This window comes from Enterobacter cloacae complex sp. 2024EL-00214 (assembly GCF_043945575.1).
In the GTDB taxonomy this organism is placed as follows: Bacteria; Pseudomonadota; Gammaproteobacteria; order Enterobacterales; family Enterobacteriaceae; genus Enterobacter; species Enterobacter cloacae_P.
The window spans coordinates 1-19,683 of record NZ_JBIMRC010000001.1; the positions used below are offsets into that span (position 1 = coordinate 1).

Below are 19,683 nucleotides of genomic sequence, written 5' to 3' on the forward strand. Positions count from 1 at the left end.
TTGCGATGGTAGTAAACCAGACTCCGGCAAACGCCGAGGACCGCACAGAGCTCTTTTACGCTGTATTCCTGGCTCAGGGCGGCGACAAGTTTCAGGGCTTGCTGGCGTCCGACATCAGCAAAGCTGTAGCCTTTTTTAATATCTCCTTGTCCCTCTCAAGCCGCTGAACCCGTTCTTCAAGCTGACGAATGTACTGCTGCTCTGGCGTGAGCGGAGGAGCCGGAGAGGGGATGCCCTGACCGGATAAAACCAGGCCACCACGTTCAATTTCAAGCTGTCTGACCCAGCGTCTCATGGCCGTGACACCGACATCAGAGGCTTCGCAGGCCTGGCGGAATGAGTAGCCATGGTCAAGGACCAGCTCAGCGCACTCGCGTTTAAACTCTGGGGTAAATCGGCGTGAATTCATTTTTTGCACCTCATCAGTTATTTAATTTATAACCTCTGAACGTGTCTAAAACTATTAAACCACTTCACCCGTCCCCGAAAAGCCGGAAGGAATAAGCTGAGGGCACCGCGAAGCGGCGATTTTCTTTGCCGGGAGCCGGGATTGCTAAGGGGGCGGCGGGAGCCCCCTTAGCACGTTCACCGCAGCGGATTATGCAGGTAGCAGGAAAGTCTGAGTGAACGGAACGATGCCACTAAAATAACAGAGTGGCTTAATACCGCTTAACTGACAAGCGGCCTTCCCTTGCATCACAGCACGATACGGATCACGTCGTCAGGCTGGGTTGCTTCCTGCTGACGGGTGGACTTCTGTTTCACCGTCACATACAGCGTTTTGCCATCCGCAGACAGCGCCAGGCTGTTCGGGTAGACAGGTGTATCAAAGGTTTTGGTTACCTTGTAGGTTTTTGCATCAATTACGCTCACCTTTCCCGCTTCACGGTGCGTGACGTACGCTTCATTACGTGTCGGGTTAAACAGCACAGCCAGAGATTCAGGCGCGGCGATTTTTTCGATCACACTACCATCTTTCAGGCTTACCACCAGCACTTCCGGCTGTTTTGAATCTGTCAGGAAGGCGCGCTGACCGGCGGTGTCCAGGCTCAGGTTCAGATAAAAGTGTTCTTTCCCGTCATCCTGTACTTTTTTACGGCTGAGGATTTTGTTTGTTGCCGTATCAATCGTCACCAGCTCACCATCAGCACTGGTGGTGTACAGGCGTTTTGCCTGCGCATCCAGCGCCAGACCGGTACTGAACGTGCCAGTATTGGCGATCGTGTCTTTTAACTTCAGCGTCGCGCCATCAACCACCCAGACAACACTCTCTTTCCCGATACCGGTGATGTAAACGGTATTGGTGGCGTCATCGGCTACCAGCTGGCGAGGCTGCAGCGGTTTGACCGTTTCGCTACGTTTGCGGTCATCCAGCACCAGACGCCCTTTGACATCCCCCGTTTTGGCGTCAATGGCCGTCACTGCGCTGTTGGTGGTGTTACCAAACCACAGCGTCTGAGTGGCGTTATCAATAGTGGCACCAAACGGCTTAAGATCGTTATGAATGGCCTGCGTCACCTCCAGCGTGACCGGATCAAGGCGATAAACAATGCCGCCCTTATCGGTTTTTCGGCTTTGTGACGTCGCAACCCACAGCGCGTTCTCCTGCTGGCTCACGGCCATTTCATAAGCGCCTTTCCCCACTGCTTTACGCAGCATTTCTTCAGCGGCATGAACCTGGAACGTTCCGGCAAACAGTAAAACACCTGACAACAGAGAACCACACAGGCGCGGCGAGCACAGATGACGTAAAGACATAACAATTCCTTTTTAAAAGAGGGGGTGTACCGCTGACATCGCTTCCGGCGGGCAACGTCATGGCGTCGCCTCGTTGTTAATGAGAATAGTAATCATTAATTAACTAAATGTGGAGTTTTTCTTTCCTTTCGCCCTCTTCCTTAACGCAATGTGCGCTTAATATTTTCAAAACATTTACAAAAGATTTAACATGCATACATATGTTTCGTTTGGTTCGTCTTAATCTACAACCGGTTTTATTCATGAAAATCTTTTCTGCCCGTAAGGCAACGCTCCCGCTACTGTTAGTTCCGCTCATTTCATCCCCCCTCACGACGATGGGTGCAGAAGAATCCCCCATGATCGTTAGCGCCACACCGCAAACCGTCTCGGAGCTGGATACGCCAGCAGCCGTCAGCGTCGTGAGTGGTGACGATATGCGTCAGGCCACTCCGCGTATTAACCTGTCTGAATCGCTCGGCAGCGTCCCTGGCCTGCAGATCCAGAACCGTCAGAACTATGCCCAGGATCTCCAGCTCTCCATGCGCGGATTTGGTGCCCGCTCCACCTTCGGCGTGCGCGGCATTAGAATGTATGTGGACGGTATTCCGGCGACCATGCCAGACGGACAAGGGCAGACCTCCAACATTGATCTCTCCAGTGTGGATAGCGTTGAAGTGCTGCGCGGCCCCTTCTCCGCCCTTTACGGCAACGCCTCTGGTGGCGTGATCAACATCAACACGCAAACCGGGCAACAACCGCCAACCATTGAAGCCAGCAGTTATTACGGGAGTTACGGAACATGGCGTTACGGTATGAAAGCCACCGGAGCAATGGGTGACGGGACGCACGCGGGCGATGTGGATTACACCGTATCGACTACCCGCTTCACCACCAAAGGTTACCGCGATCACAGCGGTGCGCGTAAAAATCTCGCCAACGCTAAGCTTGGCGTCCGTATTGATGATGTCAGCAAGCTGACGTTGATTGTTAACAGCGTGGACATGAAAGCCAACGATCCGGGTGGACTGGATTATCAGGAGTGGCGGGATAATCCGCGCCAGTCTCCTCGCGGCGATCAGTTCAATACCCGCAAGACCATCAAGCAGACGCAGGCCGGGCTGCGTTACGACCGTCAGCTCAGTACGCAGGACGATCTCAGCGTGATGACGTACGCCGGTGAGCGCGAAATGACGCAGTACCAGTCGATCATGGCTAAGTATCAGAAACCCGCCACCCACTCCGGCGGCGTGATTGATATGCAGCGTCATTATCAGGGCATTGATACCCGCTGGACACTCCGTGGTGAACTGCTGGTTCCGGTGACCTTTACCACCGGGCTGAACTACGAAAATATGAGCGAAGATCGTCGCGGGTATGAAAACTTCGTGATGGACAACGGCGTACCGGATTATGGCGTGAAGGGTAATAAACGCCGCAATGAACGCAATCTGATGTGGAACGTTGATCCCTACCTGCAAACCCGCTGGCAGTTAACGCAAAAATTGTCCGTTGATGCAGGTGTCCGCTACAGCTCAGTCTGGTTTGACTCCAACGATCATTACATTACGCCAGGCAACGGTGATGACAGTGGCGACGCGAACTACCATAAATGGCTCCCGGCAGGTTCGGTGAAATATGCCGTGACCGACAGCTGGAATTTGTATGCCGCAGCGGGACGCGGGTTTGAAACCCCAACCATCAACGAACTTTCCTACCGTTCCGATGACCAGGGCGGGCTGAACTTTGGCCTGAAGCCGTCCACCAATAATACGTATGAAGTGGGTAGCAAAACTCGCCTCGGTAACGGCTTGCTGACGGCGGCGCTGTTCCGCACCGATACCGATGACGAAATTGTGGTGGATACCAGCTCCGGTGGCCGTACCAGCTATAAAAATGCCGGTAAAACCCGTCGTCAGGGCGTGGAAGTGTCCCTTGATCAGCAGTTTGCCGAAAACTGGAAGCTGAAGATGGCGTGGACTTACCTGGATGCCACCTACCGTACCAACGTCTGCAGCGATGCAGACTGTAACGGTAACCGGATGCCAGGCATTGCCCGTAACATGGGTTACGCTTCGTTTGGCTGGCAGCCAGAAGAAGGCTGGTACGCGGGAAGTGATGTGCGCTATATGAGCGATATCATGGCCGACGACGAGAACACAGCGAAGGCTCCGTCCTATACGGTGGTCGGGCTGAATACCGGGTATAAATTCAACTACGGCAGCTGGGGCATGGATGTCTTTGGGCGCGTCGATAACCTGTTCGACAAAGAGTATGTTGGCTCGGTGATTGTGAACGAATCCAACGGGCGCTATTACGAGCCAGCACCCGGTCGCAACTACGGCGTGGGCCTGTCAGTTTCTTATCGCTTCGAGTAAGTAAAAACACCCGGTAGCGGATTGCTGCCGGGTGTTTTTATATTTCGCCATCGCTGGTTAATAATTATCATTCTGAAATATAAAAAATGGCTTATTTCTGGTGTGGGTATTTTAATGAAAAGATATAACCTGGATTAAATCATTCCCTAACCAAAATATTGCCGTTGTATAAGAGAATGCCCTTCGTCAATCAGATTATTTATTGCCGTCTGGCTGGCATCAGCATCTCTGCGTTCGAGGGCTGAAAGTAAATCAGCATAATGATAAGGAGAATCAATTATGTTACTTTGCTCCCGGTGTAAAAAGTTAATACATGGGCCAATGCGCACCCATAATTGCTCAATTAATGTACTAAGCGTGGGCATTTCTGCATACTGATAGAGCGTAAAACGAAAAACGTGGTTAGCGTGCAGCATTTTCTGAATATTTCCAATTTGCATCGCTTCATGGAACACATCCGACAGTTCACGCAGCGTTCTCAGCTTGCTGTCTGACATATGCCGACAGGCTGCAGCAACCGCCATCGGCTCAAGCTGTTTTCTGATGGCGTTAATTTCGTTATAGCGATCCAGCGTCACTTCAGGCACCAGAAACGCCTGCGCCGGTGTGGCATGCAGCGCTCCTGCTGAAACCAGGCGCAAAAGCGCCTCACGGACAGGTGTGATGCTGGTGCCTAATTTATTGGCAATTTCTTTGGTAATCAGTCGCGCGCCAGGCTTTAGTGAACCCGTAATTAACGCCCCTTTCAAACTGATCTCAACTTGCATGGTCAGACTAATTCGCTGAGCTTTTTCTAAATTTTCTAAGTTATGCATGTTCAATTCCCGTAGCCAAAAAAAAATGCTATTTTCAGCGTCAGCTTAAAAAATGACGCCGGTTCGATATATCCTGTATCGTTATGCCTGCCTGGTGCTGGGAAGTGCATATAAAAAACCAAATACTGGAAACCATCATTTTTGTCGCTTCTGGCTCATCTATGCTGATGGCGTAAAAAGCGATGCTGGTTTAATTAAAGACAATACATCGTATCTTCACAAATTATTATGGCGGGAAATTCCACCCTCCTCTTATTATTGGTTATCCGGTAGCCATAATCCGGACCTGCGATCACGAGCCAGACTGGTTAAGTCGCACAACCAGATAAACGCAGGACTCGTTTGTTTCGTTGATAAACCGGCAGTCATTTGGCGGCCCCAGCTCCAGGCAATCACCCGCTTTCATTTCGTGGCGGGTATCGCCCTCCAGAAACACCAGCTCACCGGACTGGAGCCAGATAAGCTGGCGTGCCAGTGCATAGGAAGAGGCTGGCATCGGGACATCGCTACCCGCGGGCAGCTCAACCTGGACAAGATCAATAGGCAGGTCAGTACGCGGTGAAACGTGGCGGCGCAGATAGTGCGTTTGCGGGTCACGCCAGACGGGCTGATTTGCCAGGCGCAGCAACTTCCCTTCCTGCATCTCGGCTCTCGCGATCAGGGTGGACATGCTGATGCCAAAAGCACCCGATAGCCGGGCAAGCAAGGTCGCCGTCGGGCTACTGTCCCCACGTTCAATTTTATGGATCATCGCGCGAGACACGCTTGCCCGCTCAGCAAGCTCGCTCAGCGACCATCCGCGCGATTCACGTTCAATGCGAATTCGGGCGCTAATCCGTTGATTCATCGTATCTGTCATCATGTTCATGACGTCATACTATAGTGTATGAACGGTATTTCAATGGCGTTCCATCACAAAAAAATATGACTTAAGCCATAGCACGCTGGCGACACTATTGTGTAATATCGTAGCTACATCGTAATACTATAGTGAACAACACATTCTGAGGTTCAACCATGATCGTTCGTCATGCCAGCAAAGAAGATTGCGCCGCGATTGGTGAAATCTACAACCACGCGGTGTTGCATACTGCCGCTATCTGGAACGATAAAACCGTCGATACCGATAACCGTATCGCATGGTTCGAGGCGCGGACTTTCGCAGGATATCCGGTACTGGTGAGTGAAGAGGATGGCACAATTACCGGGTATGCCTCCTTCGGCGACTGGCGAGCCTTTGACGGCTTTCGTCATACGGTAGAGCACTCAGTCTACGTCCACCCTGGCCATCAGGGGAAAGGGATTGGCCGGACGTTAATGAAAGCGTTGATTATCGAAGCCCGCAAGATCGGCAAACACGTTATGGTGGCCGGCATTGAAGCGCAAAACCATGCCTCGATCCATCTCCATGAGACGCTCGGTTTTGTGACAACAGGCCAAATGCCGCAGGTGGGCACCAAGTTTGGTCGCTGGCTGGATTTAACCTTCATGCAGCTGCAGCTTGATGAGCGCAGCGATCCGGATGCTATTTAATGAATCAATCACTGACGCTGGCTTTTCTGGTGGCGGCGGGTATTGGCCTGGTGGTGCAAAACACCCTGATGGTGCGCATCACACAGTCCTCCTCCACCATCCTTATCGCGATGCTGTTGAATTCACTGGTGGGTATTGTGCTGTTTGTCAGCATTTTGCTGCTCAGACAAGGTATCGCCGGCTTCAGCGAGCTGGCCTCGGCGGTACGCTGGTGGACGCTGATCCCTGGGCTGCTAGGGTCGTTTTTCGTTTTTGCCAGCATCAGCGGCTATCAGAACGTTGGTGCAGCGACAACCATCGCCGTGCTGGTGGCAAGCCAGCTGATTGGCGGCCTGGTGATGGATGTGCTAAAAAGCAATGGCATTCCGCTGCGCGCACTGGTCGGCCCTGTTTGTGGCGCAGTGATGCTGGTCATCGGGGCATGGCTGGTGGCACGACGCCAGTTTTGACCGTTACAGGATGGTGCCACCTTTGGTCAGATTCTCGTGGCGTGCTTCCATCTCTTCTTTATGCTGCTTACCGTGATGCGCAATCGTGGTACGCAGACGCTGTTGCTGGGTATAGCGATCTTCGCGGCTCAGCTCAGCATCCTCGCTTAATACAATAAGCAATTCATTCATGTGGGTAATCACACACTCTTCGATAGCCGCATCCACACGGGCGATAACTTCATTTAAATGTGACATTGTCACTCCTTGTTAATTGCCCGGTGGCACTGCGCTTACCGGGCATTTGATGCACTTAGTTTAATTTCGCTTTCGAGAAATCACTGCCCATCAGACTCACGCTGTACCCCGTGATGTTGCTGCGGGTGGCATAGAACGTTTTCCCGTTTGCCAGCGCAATCCACGGCGCTTGCTGGTAGAAAATTTCCTGCGCCTGGCTGTAGAGCTTCGCACGTTCACCCGGGTTACTGGTCAGTTTGGCTTTCTGCACCAGGGAATCATAACCTTTATCGCACCAGCGTGCGGCATTTGATCCGGTTTTGATGCTGTTACAACCCAGCAGCACGTCAGCAAAGTTATCCGGGTCACCGTTGTCAGACATCCAGCCAAACAGGGCGGAGTCATGTTCACCTTTACGCATACCGGAAAGGTACTCGCCCCATTCGTAAGAGACAATTTTGGCCTTCACGCCCACTTTTGCCCAGTCGGCCTGGATCATCTCCGCAATACGGCGTGAATTCGGGTTATACGGGCGCTGCACCGGCATTGACCACAATGTCACTTCCGCGCCCTTCTCCAGCCCGGCCTGTTTCAGTAATGCCTTTGCTTTTTCAGGATCGTAGCTGTAATCCTTCAGTTCTTTATTAAAGCCCAACATATTCGGTGGGATCGGCGATTTTGCTACCGTACCGGAGCCCATAAAGACCGCGTTTACGATGGCCTTTTTGTCCGTTGCGTAGTTAAGTGCCTGGCGAACCAGCACGTTATCAAACGGTTTTTTCTCGGTATTAAACGCCAGGTAACCCACGTTCAGCGCATCCACAGAATGCAGCGTCAGGTTTTTATTGCTCTTAATCACATCAAACTGCACTGGCGACGGCGCAGGAATGATCTGACATTCATTAGTTTGCAGTTTCGCCAGACGCGTTTCCACATTTGGCGTGATGGAGAAGATCAGGTGTTTAGTCGGTACCGCACCATCCCAGTAGTTCGGGTTAGCAACGTAGCGGATAAGCGAATCCACTTTGTACTGTTGCAGGACATAAGGCCCGGTGCCAATTGGCCAGGTGTCGACGTTCTCAGGCGTCCCTTTTTTCAGCATCGCGTCGGCATATTCGGCTGACAGAATAGAGGCAAAATCCATCCCCCAGTCGGCCAGGAAAGCGGCGTTCGGTTCGCTCAGGGTGAACTGGACGTGATAATCATCGACCTTTTTGACATCCTGAATCAGTTTATCCAGGCCTACATCGTTAAAGTACTCGTAGTTGCCCTGTGAAACATTGTGATATGGGTGCTTAGGGTCTTTCTGACGCATGACGGAGAAAATAACGTCATCGGCATTAAAATCGCGGGTTGGTTTGAAGTATTTGTTGCTGTTGAATTTGACCCCTTTACGCAGCGTAAAGGTATAGGTCTTACCATCAGGTGAAATAGTCCATGACTCCGCCAGGGACGGAACCGGGGTATTTTTCACCGGGTCGAAATTGATCAGGCGGTTATACAGCACCTGAGAGCTGGCCACGAACGAAGGGCCAGAACTGGCGATCTGCGGGTTAAACGACTCCGGTGAAGCTTCAGAGCAGTAAATAATGGTGTCATTGTTCGCCGCCCATGCGGCACCTGCCGGTAAAAGAGTGCTCAGCGCAAGGGCGAGCAGCGTTTTCCCTGTAGACATGATTATAACCCTTTCAGTTTTATTATATCGGACAGTAATAACAGCATAGCCGTTATGGCCTGACAAATAACAAAACACTATCAGGTTATTCTAAAATCTCGTTTTTCGCTGTTTTTGCAGTCAGCACATAAACATCGATTTGCCTTAAGTGTCATTATCCGTCAAGCACAACCGTCACGATCAATGCCACAAGAAATCGGCGCTTTTGGCGTCTCCTCCTCCGTTTGCTTGCCCCCCGATTTCGTTAAAGTAACGGTGTGAAGAAGTAAATGGGAACAAATCGTGGCAAAAACTCTTTTACGCAGCGGTAATCTGGATGATTTTCAGGCCGTTGGCGGCGGCGGACAGGCCGTTTTTGAATCAGCGTTGCAAATTCGTGAAGCGCTCCGGTTGCGCAAACAACAGGCCATTGTTGATTGTCTGGCCATTCCACAGGTAAACGATGGTGGCGATCGTGTTGACTGGTATTCACCTGTTGATGGCACCGTAAGCAGCTGGAAAGCCGCCGACGAGGACGCCCGTTTTCGCGCCCTGCGCTATCTGGAAAATACCCTTGCCAGCGTCGAATCGCTGAGTAAAAAATGCCTCCAGTCGCCTAAAACGGCACAGCAACTTTTCGGTTCCCTGCTGTCAAAAACCTTCCAGTTCCCGAACGAAAACTTCCTGTACCTGGTTGAGGGGAAGCCGGTCATTTGCTTCTGGGGTTTTGTTAATCTGAACGAAAATGCGCGCGACGATGTGCTCGCATGCCTGCGTGAATCGCTGATCCCTGAGCCTGCTCCCGTTGTCATTGAAGACCCTGAGCCAGAACCAGAACCGGCTCCGATCATCACCTTTGAACAGGCCGATGAGCCACTTGTCTCACCGACAACCGTTGTACGCATCACGCCGGAAGAGCTGTATGAACCAGAGCCTGTCCCGGTCGTTGTGCCACCGGTTGAAGAGCCAGTCCCCGCTTCTGTGGTCGTAGCCCAAAAACGCCGTGTCTCCCTTTGGTCACTGCCGGTTGCTGCCGTGATTGTTGCTGCAATTGCTGCGCCGCTGCTGTGGCCAAAACAGGTTCCATCTGCAGAACCCACACCTGCACCGGCCCTTGTTCCTGTTGAGATTGCACCAAAACCGATTAAAGCGGTGGAGCCGCTGGCAATGAAATTACCCCTTCATCAGGCTGAAGTGCTGGCGAGTAAAGTGAAAGAACCTGCACCCACGCCAGAGCCTGCACCGGTGGTGATTACCGCTATCCCTAAAGATGCGCTGGTAATGGAGTCAAACCAGGTTAAAGCGGGGTCGACGCGCTTCCTGAATGGAACCTGGCGCGCGATCCTGGATGTGAAAGATCCGGTGACCGGCAAACCGCCGTCACTGCGCTACCAGATCCAGAACAATAAAGGCCTCGCCCGTGTCGTGCATGGCGATAATGTTGTCTGCCGTGTGGAGGTGTTCTCCGGGCTGCACAGCAATGGTGAGCTGATGATTAAAAGCCGCGGCACTGCACGCTGCACAGACGGTTCTCGCTACCCGATGCCGGAAATCGCCTGCAAAGCAGGTACCAGCGATGTCGCCACATGTAATGCCCGTTATGATGCAAAAACCGTCGTTCCACTGACGTTCAAGAAAGCAGGTGCCTGACCCTATGCTGGTAAATCTTTGCGACTATAAACAGAGCGTCACGCTTATTGCCAACAGCGGCGTGCAATTCCTCGATTTCGGCCTGACGCCGCAGGACACCGCCAGCAACGGGCGTTTCGTACGTAAAACCGCCAATGGCCCACTCCTGCGTCTCGATTTCGACCTGGTCAACGGTCGTTATACGCTCCCGGTGACAGGCGGCGGTCAGCCTGAAGTGGTGAAACCCGAGACGACCATTGCACTGCATCAGTCGCTCACGGTGCTGGATGGCATCTGGCTCCCTGTGCCATTCCTGCGTTTCAACCCGCCGCGCACCTTTGTTGACGGCCCGGATAACTGGGCACGCGTTCAGGTGCGTAAGCTGGATGTACCCGACGCGGCAGGCAATACGCACCGCGTCACCCTCGCACTCGATAGCCAGATTGCGGCTCATGCCACCTCTGCATTGTCCCCGGTCGAAAACGATATTCTGAACGGTACCCGCTTCGCACTGGCCTGGCGAGACGACGAAGTGGAAAGTTTCCTCGATCAGACCTGGATTGATGGCTGGTTGCGCGAGGCGTTTACCCAGTTTGCTGCAGGCGTTGAAAACCGCGCCGAACGTGACCTGCACCAGGCGCTGCGCAGTTTTGAGTATCAGGCACACTGGCTCAACCTGCTGACCATGCTGGGTGAACAGCTCACCGTACCTGAAGTGAAATTCGTCACCCACACGCTCAGTACGCCAGCTATTCCGGTTGACCTGATCCTCGACGTGGGGAACACCCATACCTGCGGCGTGATCATTGAAGATCACGGCGATGCCAACGATGGCCTGCGCCAGACCGCCGAGCTGCAAGTGCGCTCGTTAAGTGAGCCGCAATTCCTGAATGAACCGCTGTTCACCAGCCGTCTGGAATTTTCAGAAGCGCGTTTTGGCAAGCAGCATTTCTCAGTGGAAAGTGGCCGTGAAGATGCGTTCGTCTGGCCGTCTATTGTTCGCGTGGGCGACGAAGCGCGCAAACTGGCGATGCAGCGTCTGGGAACTGAAGGCAACAGCGGCATCTCCAGCCCGCGTCGTTACCTGTGGGATGAAACCCCGGTGGTGCAGGACTGGCGCTTTAGCCAGATGAACAGTAAGACCCAGCGAGAACCGCTGGCAACCGCGTTCCCGCTGATGAACCTGATGAACGACGACGGTGAGCCGCTCTTCACGCTGCCGCAGGATGAGCGGCTGCCGGTGTTCTCACCGCAGTACAGCCGTAGCACACTGATGACGCACATGTTGTGTGAACTGCTGGCGCAAGCGCTGGGGCAGATCAACAGCGTGGCTACGCGCTTACGGCTGGGTTTCCCGGCTTCTCCGCGCCAGATACGTACGCTGATCCTCACCCTGCCATCGGCCATGCCGAAACAGGAGCGCGAGATCTTCCGTCGCCGTATGTTTGAAGCGATTGCCATCGTCTGGAAAGCGATGGGCTGGCACCCGCAGGATGAAGATTTTGCCAGCCGCAAACAGCAGGAAAAAAGCGTGGTGCCGGTGCCTGAAATTCAAATGGAGTGGGATGAAGCCAGCTGCGGTCAACTGGTCTGGCTGTACAACGAAGCCATCTCCCATTTCGGCGGCCAGACGGAAGCATTCTTCGCCTCCCTCGCCCGCCCGGATCGTGAATCTGAACCGGGTGCTCAGCCAGGACGTTCACTGCGCGTTGCCTCTATTGATATCGGTGGGGGCACAACGGATATGGCTATTACGCACTATCAGCTTGATGATGGCTCCGGTAATAACGTTAAGATCACCCCACAACTCCTGTTCCGCGAAGGGTTTAAAGTGGCAGGGGACGACACCCTGCTGGATGTGATCCAGCGCTATGTGTTGCCAGCCCTGCAAACTCAACTGCAAAAATCCGGCATGGCGGATGCGTCTCTGTTGATGGCATCGCTGTTCGGTGACTCCGGGCGCATTGATACCCAGGCGGTATTGCGCCAGCAAACGGCGCTTCAGCTCTTTATGCCGATTGGTCATGCCATTCTGGCCGCATGGGAATCGAGCGATATTGACGATCCGCTGGCCGGTTTACATGCCACTATTGGTGACTTACTCCCGCAGAAACCAACCCGTAACGTCATGAATTACCTGCAGCAGGCGATCGATCATGCCTTGCCTGCCGGTTCAGAAGCCTTTGACCTGTTCGCCGTTCCGCTGCATGTGAATTTCCATGAAATGCAGGATGCGATGCTGGCCGGTCAGTTCACGCTGGCCGCCCCGCTCCATGCGGTGTGCGAGGCAATTTCCCACTATGGCTGCGATATTTTGCTGATTACCGGTCGTCCTGGCTGCCTGCCTGGCGTCCAGGCGTTAATTCGCCACCTTCAGCCTGTGCCGGTCAACCGCATCGTCTGGCTGGACAAGTATCGGGTACATGAGTGGTATCCCTTCAGTCAGCAAGGACGCATTGGCAACCCGAAATCAACCGCCGCCGTGGGGGCCATGCTGTGCAGCCTGGCGCTCGACCTGCGTCTGCCGCGTTTTAACTTTAAGGCCGCCGACATTGGTGCCTACTCTACCGTGCGTTATCTGGGCGTGTTGGATAACACGGTCAATACGCTGCGTGAGGAGAACGTCTGGTATCAGGACATCGACCTTGATAAGCCAGGCGCTAAGCTGGACGCCCGTCTGCATTTCCCGCTGCGCGGTAATGTGACGCTCGGCTTCCGCCAACTGGCGAATGCACGCTGGCCAGCGACGCCGCTGTATACCCTGAGCATCAACTCGGCTGAACTGGCAAAAGCGATTGCAGGCGACGGCGTGCTGAACGTACGACTGAAACTGTGCGGGGGCAGCAAACATGAAGGGCCGGAATCCTTTGAGCTGAGCGAGGCCTGGCTGCAGGACGGCACGCCGGTTCCGCCGGACGCATTGACCTTTAAACTGAATACTCTGGCCGATCGCCGTCATAGCGGCAGCCACTACTGGATCGACAGCGGGAGCGTATACCTGAAATGACTGCGACGACGACCACCACTCAGGCCTTAATTGGGTGGATTAACGAGACGCGCCTGAACGCCCCGATGCTGGATAACGACGCCGATGCACTGCTTGCCCGCGTTAACTCGGCGCAGGCGCGGGAACAGGCCATTGCGCGTGCCCTTACCCGACAGAGCAGCATTGGGCTGTATGGTCATTCCCAGGGAGCAAAAGCACACCTGCTTTTATCCCTGTGTGGCAGTGGTAATGGCCGACTGAACGTTACGCCCGGCCAACGCACGTTCGACTATTTTTCGCATATCAACCCGGGGCATGCCCTGACCAACATGGCACTCCGGTTCACCAGAGAAAATGTGGAGACCGTTGATGAGGCGTTTCCGCTACGCCTGAGCCTGGTGACGGAAGCCGAACTGGTGCAGCTGTTTATTGCCCGCACGACGTTGCACCCGCAGATCCGCGCGGTGGATAAAGCGGTTATTGAGACGCGCCTTGAGAAGTGGCGCGGACTCCGCCAGCCCCAGGGGGTACCGGGGATCACCGCCCAGGAAGTGGGTGCCATTGCCCGCTTCTGGCAGAGCACGGTCCCGGGGGCAAAACAGCAAATTGATGATGCACTGTGGCATCAGTTTGCGCTCCTTGTCCCTTCACTTGATCTCAGCACGCGTGCCAGCGTCTGGTCTCTGCTGTGGGGTGAGCAGCAGGAATTAACCCAACAGTGGTTAAAGCTAGCGCATGTTCTGCACCAGACCAGCCACGCCAGAGAGCTTGCCGCACCGCTCAGCCTGTTGGTGGATAACTTTGGCCTGCCGGGCGAAGGGTTTCTCACCCACGGTGCATTTGCCGTTCCGGAAGCCCAGGAAACGCTGCTCCACCCGCTCAACAACGGTGAGATGCTTAACGCCATTAGCATCCCCGTCGACGTACTGGCGTTTCTGACCCGGGAACTGGTCATGCCCGTGGAAAACAGCACGCTGGATAACGTTGATATTATTGACATTCCTGTTTTTTCAGACCACAGCACCGACCTGTTAAGCCAGGCCAAATACCAGTGGCTGCTGGAGCATTATCGTCAGCAACTGCAGCCGGATGTTCTGGTTATCTGCAATGCCACAGCACAGCACGAACAAACGGCAAAAAATGCGAAGGTTCTGCTGAACTGGGTCAAAGAGACACAACCTGCGGAAGAGTCTGCCCTGCCAGGCCTGGTGTGGGCGATTACGCCTCACGATGCACGCTTTACCACCCGACAGAATCTTGATGAAGCCGTACAACATCTGCTGGGCAAACCTGGACAGCGCTGGGGAACGCTGCAAGCGCTGGACAGCCACAGCATGCAGCGCGTGATCGAGTGGCTGTCGCAGGCCACGCTACCCGCGCAACGGCAGAAACGTCTCCTTACGCTGAAAACGATGCTGCAGCAAGAGCTTTCGGCTCTGATGCACAGCTATCTGGCCCCGCTGGTTCAGGAACCCGGCGCGAGACGCGCTCAGGCCGAAAGCATGGTGCGAACGCTGCAAAGCAGTGCCGCCCGCCACGGTGAACTGCTCGAAGGACTCCTGCCGCCACTAAAAGCCTTTGAAACACTTCTGGCCGTCCAGCAACCGCGCGAGGAGCAGGTGAACGGACTGTTTACGGATACCATCGATCTGTTTGCCGATAATTCGCAGGACACTGTCGGTGTATTCCAGACAAAAGACAAAGCGCGTCTGGCGCATAAAGTGTGGATTAACCATCTGCGCCAGTGGAGCCGTAATGACGCAGCCGCCGCTCGCCTGGGGCTGGAGCCGGCGGTCTTACAGCATATTGCGGATGTTCTGGTGGTAGCCAGTTACCGTCTTAACCTGCCTCAGCAGCTGCAGGGCATTGTCGAAACAGACAAAAGCAGTGCCGCGCAACTGCATGCCGTGATGGGTAATTTCATCGGCTGGCTGGGTTACGACCAGACGCCTGCCGTGCAGCGTCCTGCAAGCCGCATCCGTAAAGGTCAGGCCATTTTTGTGACGCCTGTGGTCAGCAGCGCAACACCACGCCTGACGCGTCTGGGGGAACAACCCGTACACGCGGCCACCGCGTACGTTTATGACTGGCTGGTTGCACTTTATAGCCGGGCGATTGAGAACATTGATTACCAGCACCCGCATGATGTTCAGCCTGCTGCGCGCCAGGCATTGCAGGCGCTATTGCGCTAGTATGTTCCAGCCCGCAGCAATGCGGGCTGTCATGATTTCGCGATACAATCCGCTAACGTCTGTGCCAGTGTGGACGGGTTTTCCCAGGACATCGAATGCCCGGCGGCAGGAATGATTTTCACCTCAACACCTTTCTGCTGAAGGGCATCAACATCGGCATCAGGCAGCGATAACGCCCCGAAAATAAGGGTAACCGGACAGGTTAGCGATAAAAATTGCTCTGCCCATTCAGGTTCGACGCCTGCCACCAGGCTCGACGCGCCACGCCATACGGCACAGGGCGCATTGCTCTGTAAACTCCCCGCCCACGCGGTGGTTTCCGCGCTAAGCAACGCATCATACCCTTGTTCCAGAAACTGCTTTTCTGTTTGTGCCGCAATAGACCGGCTGAACACCCCACCACCGCGATGAAAATTGGGTTCCGAGACCATCAGACCTCTGACGCGAGTCTGCATTAAAACCGCCGTTTCAATTGCAATGCTGCCCCCCATGCTGTGGCCATACAGCCAGAAGGTATCGAGTTTAAGGTGATTCAACAGTTCAGCGACAACCTGTGCCTGTTCGCTGGTTCGATAACCATAATGCGTGGGTTTATCACTATAACCGCTACCAGGGAGGTCGATAAGAATGGCCCTGCGCGCACCAAACCGTGCATCACAGACAATACGGGGATATTCATAAGAAGAGGCGCAGCCCAGGCCGTGAATAAATACGACAGGCTCACCAGAACCGGGTAGGTCTTGCCAGCGCACGGTGCAACCAGCGTATTGCGAGTAAAAACTGTTCATAAGCATTCCTTTTACGATGTACTGTGTTTTTATACAGTTATTGTACCTGGAATGCTATATTCAGTATTTAAAAGTGGAAGCGTGCTTCAGAAAAGTGAGATCAGCAGTGCAACGGGAAAGCTCATCGGCCAGGTCGATCCCACCAGAAAAGCACTCAACAGGCGAATGCGTTTGCGATCTTTAGAAAGGAACCAGGTAATTAGTGCACAGACAGACGCCATGATTGCGTAAAAAACTAACATCTTTTGATACAGCGTCATCCTGCTAACCCAAACTGTTAAAAATAACCGCACGCAATATGCGTCATATGTTGATACAGATCAAGTTTTTTCATTACATAATAACCACTTAAATACCATGGGTAATAACATTTGAGTATTGTGCGTTACAACATGGGAGGAGGTGGTCTTATCATTAAAGATAAGACGCATTATAAATGCACTTTTTGATAAATTCTCGCTCGCAGAACGCAGTCTAATAAAGCCAGACATTCGAGGGAGAAAATATGTTACGCATTCCACAGAGTTGTATTCATACCCGTTCGACCCCTTTCTGGAACAAAGAGACCGCCCCTGCGGGGATCTTTCAACGCCATCTCGATAAAGGTACCCGCCCAGGCGTTTACCCTCGCCTTTCTGTTATGCAAGGCGTGGTGCGCTATTTAGGCTATGCCGATGAATTTACGCCTGAACATGACAGCGAGCTGATTATTGAGGCGGGGCATTTCGGCGTTTTTCCACCGGAGAAATGGCACCACATTGAGGCCATGACCGATGATGCCGTGTTTAACATCGATTTCTTTGTTGAAGCGGAAGTGCTGAAATCTCTTTAAGAGACTAATAAGGAAACTATTATGCTACGTATTCCTGAAAATTTTGTTCATACCCGCGCGACGCCATTCTGGAACAAAGAGACAGTACCCCAGGCTCTCCTCACCCATCACAATACCAAAGCAGGCGTGTATGGCCGTCTGTCCGTAATGCAGGGCGCAGTGCGCTACTTTGGTTTTGCTGATGGCGACGCGACCGAACCGGATATGGCACGGGTGATTGAAGCCGGTTCGTTTGGGATCTCCCCACCGCAAAAATGGCACCGCATTGAACTGTTAACCGACGATACCTTGTTTAATATCGATTTTTTTGCCGATCCCGACATTACGCTCAGCGGTGCAGGCATAGGTAAAGTGGTTAATACACATAAGGAGTAATATCATGGGTAAAGCGACCTACACCGTGACCATCACTAATAATAGCAATGGCGTTTCGGTGGATTATGAAACAGAAGCCCCAATGGAGCTTTTAATTCCGGATATCGCTGCTGATGTAGTGAAAGACCTGATAAATACCGTTCGTGCCTACGATACGGAAAATGAACACGAGGTCTGCGGCTGGTAATCAGCCTGCCCGGCAGGTGTACTGTCGGGCTACACTACCCCTTTCTTTTATTATTACCGAACGCGCCGTGACGTTATAATCTGGCACAGAAACCATTGAGATGGTTTAATGAGTCATTATTGTCGCTGCAGGGAACCCTGTTGATTCCTGACAGATTCCCGTTGAGGTAATTCATTGAGAGAAAGTCTGTTTTTCGTTTCAGTTTTTATTGCCTCAATCACCTTCATTTTCATCTGGATCATGCTTATCGGCCCAATGAAGGGGGAGGAAAAGACATATGTGCAGGATTCAACGACATTTGCGATAGCCGTGATGGTGCTACTGTTGATGGCATTTGTCGCCGTGACGGTCACGGTTCTTCTTTTTTAGAGAGCGTCCCAAAAATACGCAGAGGGTTTGAATCGGGGAAACGGTATCAAATTTCGAGCCTTGCGAGAATGTGGCCGAAATACAATAAACTGGTATTTCAGCCACTTCTATTGCCCGTTAGTGTTTTATCATCACATGCCGTACAACCGTATAATCTTCAAGACCATACACCGACATATCTTTCCCGTAGCCCGATAACTTCATTCCGCCGTGCGGCATTTCGCTGACCAGCATAAAGTGGGTATTAACCCAGGTGCAGCCATATTGCAGACGCGCACTCATGCGGTGGGCACACCCCACATCTTTTGTCCAGACAGACGAAGCCAGACCATATTGCGAATCGTTAGCCCAGCAAAGTACCTGCGCTTCGTCATCGAATTCGGTGATGCTCACCACCGGGCCAAAAACCTCGCGCTGAACAATGGCATCGTCCTGTTTTGCCCCTGCCAGCAGGGTTGGCTGGAAGTAGTACCCCGCCCCTTCTTTTTTACTTCCGCCCGTCACAACGCGAATGTGGCTGAGCGCTTTTGCCTCATCCACGGCCTGACAGACACGTGACAGGTGCGCTGCGGAACTGAGCGGCCCGAGCTCAGTCGAACCGTTCTCCGGTGCGCCCATCTTCAGGCTGGCGACCGCCGCACCCAGTTTTTCCACCAGCGCGGCATAAATGCCCTTCTGGGCATAAATACGGCAGGCCGCCGTACAGTCCTGTCCGGCGTTGTAGAAACCAAAAGTACGTACACCTTCGACAACCGCATCGAGATCCGCGTCATCAAAGACGATAACCGGCGCTTTGCCACCCAGCTCCATATGCGTACGTTTAATGGATGAGGCCGTATGCCCGATGATATGTTCCCCGGTGGCAATCGAACCGGTTAGCGACACCATGCGGACTTTTTCGTGTCCGGTCAGCGGGTCACCCACTGTTTTACCGCGACCAAACAGCACGTTCAGCACGCCAGCCGGGAAGATATCTTTCGCCAGCTCAGCCAGTTTTAAGGCCGTCAGTGGGGTAATTTCAGACGGTTTGATCACCACGCAGTTTCCTGCCGCCAGTGCCGGGGCCAGCTTCCAGGCGGCCATCATCAGCGGATAGTTCCACGGTGCAATCGATGCGACAACGCCGACCGGATCGCGGCGGATCATCGACGTGTGGCCATCAAGATACTCCCCGGCGGCCAGCCCGTTCAGACAGCGTGCCGCTCCGGCGAAGAAACGAAAGACGTCAACCACCGCCGGAATTTCATCTCCCCGCGCACAATGCAGCGGTTTGCCACAGTTAAGGGACTCAAGATGTGCGAACTCGTCTGCATGCGCTTCAATGACGTCAGCCAGTTTCAGCAAACACTCAGCGCGCGTTTTGGGGGTTGTTTGCCCCCACTCAGTAAATGCCCGATCGGCGGATAATACGGCAGCATCAACCTGTGCCGCCGAGGCTTCGGCAATCTCCAGCAAGACTTCTCCGGTGGCGGGGTTATACACCGGCTGTTTTTCCCCTTCTCCGGTCACCAGTTCACCATTAATCAGCAGTTGATTTTGCATA

Annotated in this window: 18 protein-coding genes; 9 read left to right on the forward strand and 9 right to left on the reverse strand. The window is 53.4% G+C overall.

Annotated features, from left to right (window positions below; genetic code table 11):
* Positions 1 to 91 precede the first annotated feature (91 nt).
* Together ACHHZ6_RS00005 and ACHHZ6_RS00010 are read right to left on the reverse strand one after the other, a co-directional pair.
* Entirely contained in the window at positions 92 to 409 is a 318-nt protein-coding gene (locus ACHHZ6_RS00005; protein WP_395121445.1) for a transposase, read from the reverse strand.
* 287 nt (positions 410 to 696) lie between these two features.
* Complete coding sequence (locus ACHHZ6_RS00010) at positions 697 to 1,758, reverse strand: YncE family protein (protein ID WP_395121447.1); 1,062 nt, start codon at positions 1,756 to 1,758, stop codon at positions 697 to 699.
* Positions 1,759 to 2,000: 242 nt separating this feature from the next.
* On the opposite strand from ACHHZ6_RS00010, the gene pqqU reads away from it, so the two are divergent.
* On the forward strand, positions 2,001 to 4,115 hold the full coding sequence (pqqU, locus tag ACHHZ6_RS00015) for a TonB-dependent receptor PqqU (RefSeq protein WP_395121449.1): 2,115 nt from the start codon (positions 2,001 to 2,003) through the stop codon (positions 4,113 to 4,115).
* 146 nt (positions 4,116 to 4,261) lie between these two features.
* Here the strand turns inward: pqqU and ACHHZ6_RS00020 are convergent, their stop codons facing one another.
* Positions 4,262 to 4,930: a GntR family transcriptional regulator gene (locus ACHHZ6_RS00020; protein WP_395121451.1), complete on the reverse strand. Its 669-nt coding sequence runs from the start codon at positions 4,928 to 4,930 to the stop codon at positions 4,262 to 4,264.
* A 292-nt stretch (positions 4,931 to 5,222) separates the two neighbouring features.
* Complete coding sequence (locus ACHHZ6_RS00025; protein ID WP_182271523.1) at positions 5,223 to 5,798, reverse strand: XRE family transcriptional regulator; 576 nt, start codon at positions 5,796 to 5,798, stop codon at positions 5,223 to 5,225.
* 149 nt (positions 5,799 to 5,947) lie between these two features.
* Here ACHHZ6_RS00025 and ACHHZ6_RS00030 point away from each other — a divergent pair, with 149 nt between their 5' ends.
* Both ACHHZ6_RS00030 and ACHHZ6_RS00035 read left to right on the forward strand, forming a co-directional pair.
* Positions 5,948 to 6,463, forward strand: a complete 516-nt coding sequence (locus tag ACHHZ6_RS00030) for a GNAT family N-acetyltransferase (protein ID WP_182919982.1) — start codon at positions 5,948 to 5,950, stop codon at positions 6,461 to 6,463.
* Entirely contained in the window at positions 6,463 to 6,912 is a 450-nt protein-coding gene (locus ACHHZ6_RS00035) for a DMT family transporter (RefSeq protein ID WP_182271525.1), read from the forward strand. Before ACHHZ6_RS00030 ends, ACHHZ6_RS00035 begins: the two co-directional genes overlap by 1 nt.
* A 3-nt stretch (positions 6,913 to 6,915) precedes the next feature.
* Here the strand turns inward: ACHHZ6_RS00035 and ACHHZ6_RS00040 are convergent, their stop codons facing one another.
* Positions 6,916 to 7,149: a YdcY family protein gene (locus ACHHZ6_RS00040; protein ID WP_182271526.1), complete on the reverse strand. Its 234-nt coding sequence runs from the start codon at positions 7,147 to 7,149 to the stop codon at positions 6,916 to 6,918.
* A 55-nt stretch (positions 7,150 to 7,204) separates the two neighbouring features.
* Positions 7,205 to 8,803, reverse strand: coding sequence for an ABC transporter substrate-binding protein (locus tag ACHHZ6_RS00045; RefSeq protein ID WP_395121453.1), 1,599 nt, complete (start codon positions 8,801 to 8,803; stop codon positions 7,205 to 7,207).
* A gap of 282 nt (positions 8,804 to 9,085) precedes the next feature.
* On the opposite strand from ACHHZ6_RS00045, the gene ACHHZ6_RS00050 reads away from it, so the two are divergent.
* Genes ACHHZ6_RS00050 through ACHHZ6_RS00060 form a run of 3 tightly spaced genes read left to right on the forward strand, consistent with a single transcriptional unit; the run spans position 9,086 to position 15,589 of the window.
* Positions 9,086 to 10,432, forward strand: coding sequence for an SrfA family protein (locus ACHHZ6_RS00050; protein WP_395121454.1), 1,347 nt, complete (start codon positions 9,086 to 9,088; stop codon positions 10,430 to 10,432).
* A gap of 4 nt (positions 10,433 to 10,436) precedes the next feature.
* Complete coding sequence (locus tag ACHHZ6_RS00055; RefSeq protein WP_395121456.1) at positions 10,437 to 13,418, forward strand: virulence factor SrfB; 2,982 nt, start codon at positions 10,437 to 10,439, stop codon at positions 13,416 to 13,418.
* Positions 13,415 to 15,589 carry a virulence factor SrfC family protein gene (locus ACHHZ6_RS00060; RefSeq protein ID WP_182271530.1) on the forward strand — a complete coding sequence of 725 codons (2,175 nt, stop codon included), beginning with the start codon at positions 13,415 to 13,417 and terminating at the stop codon, positions 15,587 to 15,589. The genes ACHHZ6_RS00055 and ACHHZ6_RS00060 overlap by 4 nt, the downstream gene beginning before the upstream one ends.
* A 29-nt stretch (positions 15,590 to 15,618) precedes the next feature.
* Here ACHHZ6_RS00060 and ACHHZ6_RS00065 read toward each other — a convergent pair whose 3' ends face one another.
* Together ACHHZ6_RS00065 and ACHHZ6_RS00070 are read right to left on the reverse strand one after the other, a co-directional pair.
* Positions 15,619 to 16,377, reverse strand: coding sequence for an alpha/beta fold hydrolase (locus ACHHZ6_RS00065; RefSeq protein WP_395121458.1), 759 nt, complete (start codon positions 16,375 to 16,377; stop codon positions 15,619 to 15,621).
* Positions 16,378 to 16,463: 86 nt separating this feature from the next.
* The gene (locus ACHHZ6_RS00070; RefSeq protein ID WP_032670341.1) at positions 16,464 to 16,637 is read right to left on the reverse strand and encodes a GhoT/OrtT family toxin; all 174 of its coding nucleotides are present in this window, start codon (positions 16,635 to 16,637) and stop codon (positions 16,464 to 16,466) included.
* A gap of 245 nt (positions 16,638 to 16,882) precedes the next feature.
* Here ACHHZ6_RS00070 and ACHHZ6_RS00075 point away from each other — a divergent pair, with 245 nt between their 5' ends.
* From ACHHZ6_RS00075 to ACHHZ6_RS00085, 3 genes are read left to right on the forward strand one after another with little or no spacing between them, the layout of a single operon-like run.
* Positions 16,883 to 17,209: a DUF1971 domain-containing protein gene (locus ACHHZ6_RS00075; RefSeq protein WP_182271532.1), complete on the forward strand. Its 327-nt coding sequence runs from the start codon at positions 16,883 to 16,885 to the stop codon at positions 17,207 to 17,209.
* A gap of 21 nt (positions 17,210 to 17,230) precedes the next feature.
* A complete protein-coding gene (locus ACHHZ6_RS00080; protein WP_182271533.1) occupies positions 17,231 to 17,584 on the forward strand; it encodes a DUF1971 domain-containing protein in 354 nt (117 codons plus the stop codon).
* Between the two features lie 4 nt (positions 17,585 to 17,588).
* Positions 17,589 to 17,771: a DUF1869 domain-containing protein gene (locus ACHHZ6_RS00085; protein WP_182271534.1), complete on the forward strand. Its 183-nt coding sequence runs from the start codon at positions 17,589 to 17,591 to the stop codon at positions 17,769 to 17,771.
* Between the two features lie 486 nt (positions 17,772 to 18,257).
* Here ACHHZ6_RS00085 and patD read toward each other — a convergent pair whose 3' ends face one another.
* Positions 18,258 to 19,682 (reverse strand): aminobutyraldehyde dehydrogenase, encoded by a 1,425-nt coding sequence (gene patD / locus ACHHZ6_RS00090; RefSeq protein ID WP_196390042.1) that lies wholly within the window; start codon positions 19,680 to 19,682, stop codon positions 18,258 to 18,260.
* Position 19,683: the final 1 nt, after the last annotated feature.

Bases quoted from the DNA above. Each gene is read 5' to 3' on its own strand.
- ACHHZ6_RS00005 (WP_395121445.1), bottom strand. From the start codon at position 409: ATGAATTCACGCCGATTTACCCCAGAGTTTAAACGCGAGTGCGCTGAG.
- ACHHZ6_RS00010 (WP_395121447.1), bottom strand. From the start codon at position 1,758: ATGTCTTTACGTCATCTGTGCTCGCCGCGCCTGTGTGGTTCTCTGTTG.
- pqqU (WP_395121449.1), top strand. From the start codon at position 2,001: ATGAAAATCTTTTCTGCCCGTAAGGCAACGCTCCCGCTACTGTTAGTT.
- ACHHZ6_RS00020 (WP_395121451.1), bottom strand. From the start codon at position 4,930: ATGCATAACTTAGAAAATTTAGAAAAAGCTCAGCGAATTAGTCTGACC.
- ACHHZ6_RS00025 (WP_182271523.1), bottom strand. From the start codon at position 5,798: ATGAACATGATGACAGATACGATGAATCAACGGATTAGCGCCCGAATT.
- ACHHZ6_RS00030 (WP_182919982.1), top strand. From the start codon at position 5,948: ATGATCGTTCGTCATGCCAGCAAAGAAGATTGCGCCGCGATTGGTGAA.
- ACHHZ6_RS00035 (WP_182271525.1), top strand. From the start codon at position 6,463: ATGAATCAATCACTGACGCTGGCTTTTCTGGTGGCGGCGGGTATTGGC.
- ACHHZ6_RS00040 (WP_182271526.1), bottom strand. From the start codon at position 7,149: ATGTCACATTTAAATGAAGTTATCGCCCGTGTGGATGCGGCTATCGAA.
- ACHHZ6_RS00045 (WP_395121453.1), bottom strand. From the start codon at position 8,803: ATGTCTACAGGGAAAACGCTGCTCGCCCTTGCGCTGAGCACTCTTTTA.
- ACHHZ6_RS00055 (WP_395121456.1), top strand. From the start codon at position 10,437: ATGCTGGTAAATCTTTGCGACTATAAACAGAGCGTCACGCTTATTGCC.
- ACHHZ6_RS00060 (WP_182271530.1), top strand. From the start codon at position 13,415: ATGACTGCGACGACGACCACCACTCAGGCCTTAATTGGGTGGATTAAC.
- ACHHZ6_RS00065 (WP_395121458.1), bottom strand. From the start codon at position 16,377: ATGAACAGTTTTTACTCGCAATACGCTGGTTGCACCGTGCGCTGGCAA.
- ACHHZ6_RS00070 (WP_032670341.1), bottom strand. From the start codon at position 16,637: ATGACGCTGTATCAAAAGATGTTAGTTTTTTACGCAATCATGGCGTCT.
- ACHHZ6_RS00075 (WP_182271532.1), top strand. From the start codon at position 16,883: ATGTTACGCATTCCACAGAGTTGTATTCATACCCGTTCGACCCCTTTC.
- ACHHZ6_RS00080 (WP_182271533.1), top strand. From the start codon at position 17,231: ATGCTACGTATTCCTGAAAATTTTGTTCATACCCGCGCGACGCCATTC.
- ACHHZ6_RS00085 (WP_182271534.1), top strand. From the start codon at position 17,589: ATGGGTAAAGCGACCTACACCGTGACCATCACTAATAATAGCAATGGC.
- patD (WP_196390042.1), bottom strand. From the start codon at position 19,682: ATGCAAAATCAACTGCTGATTAATGGTGAACTGGTGACCGGAGAAGGG.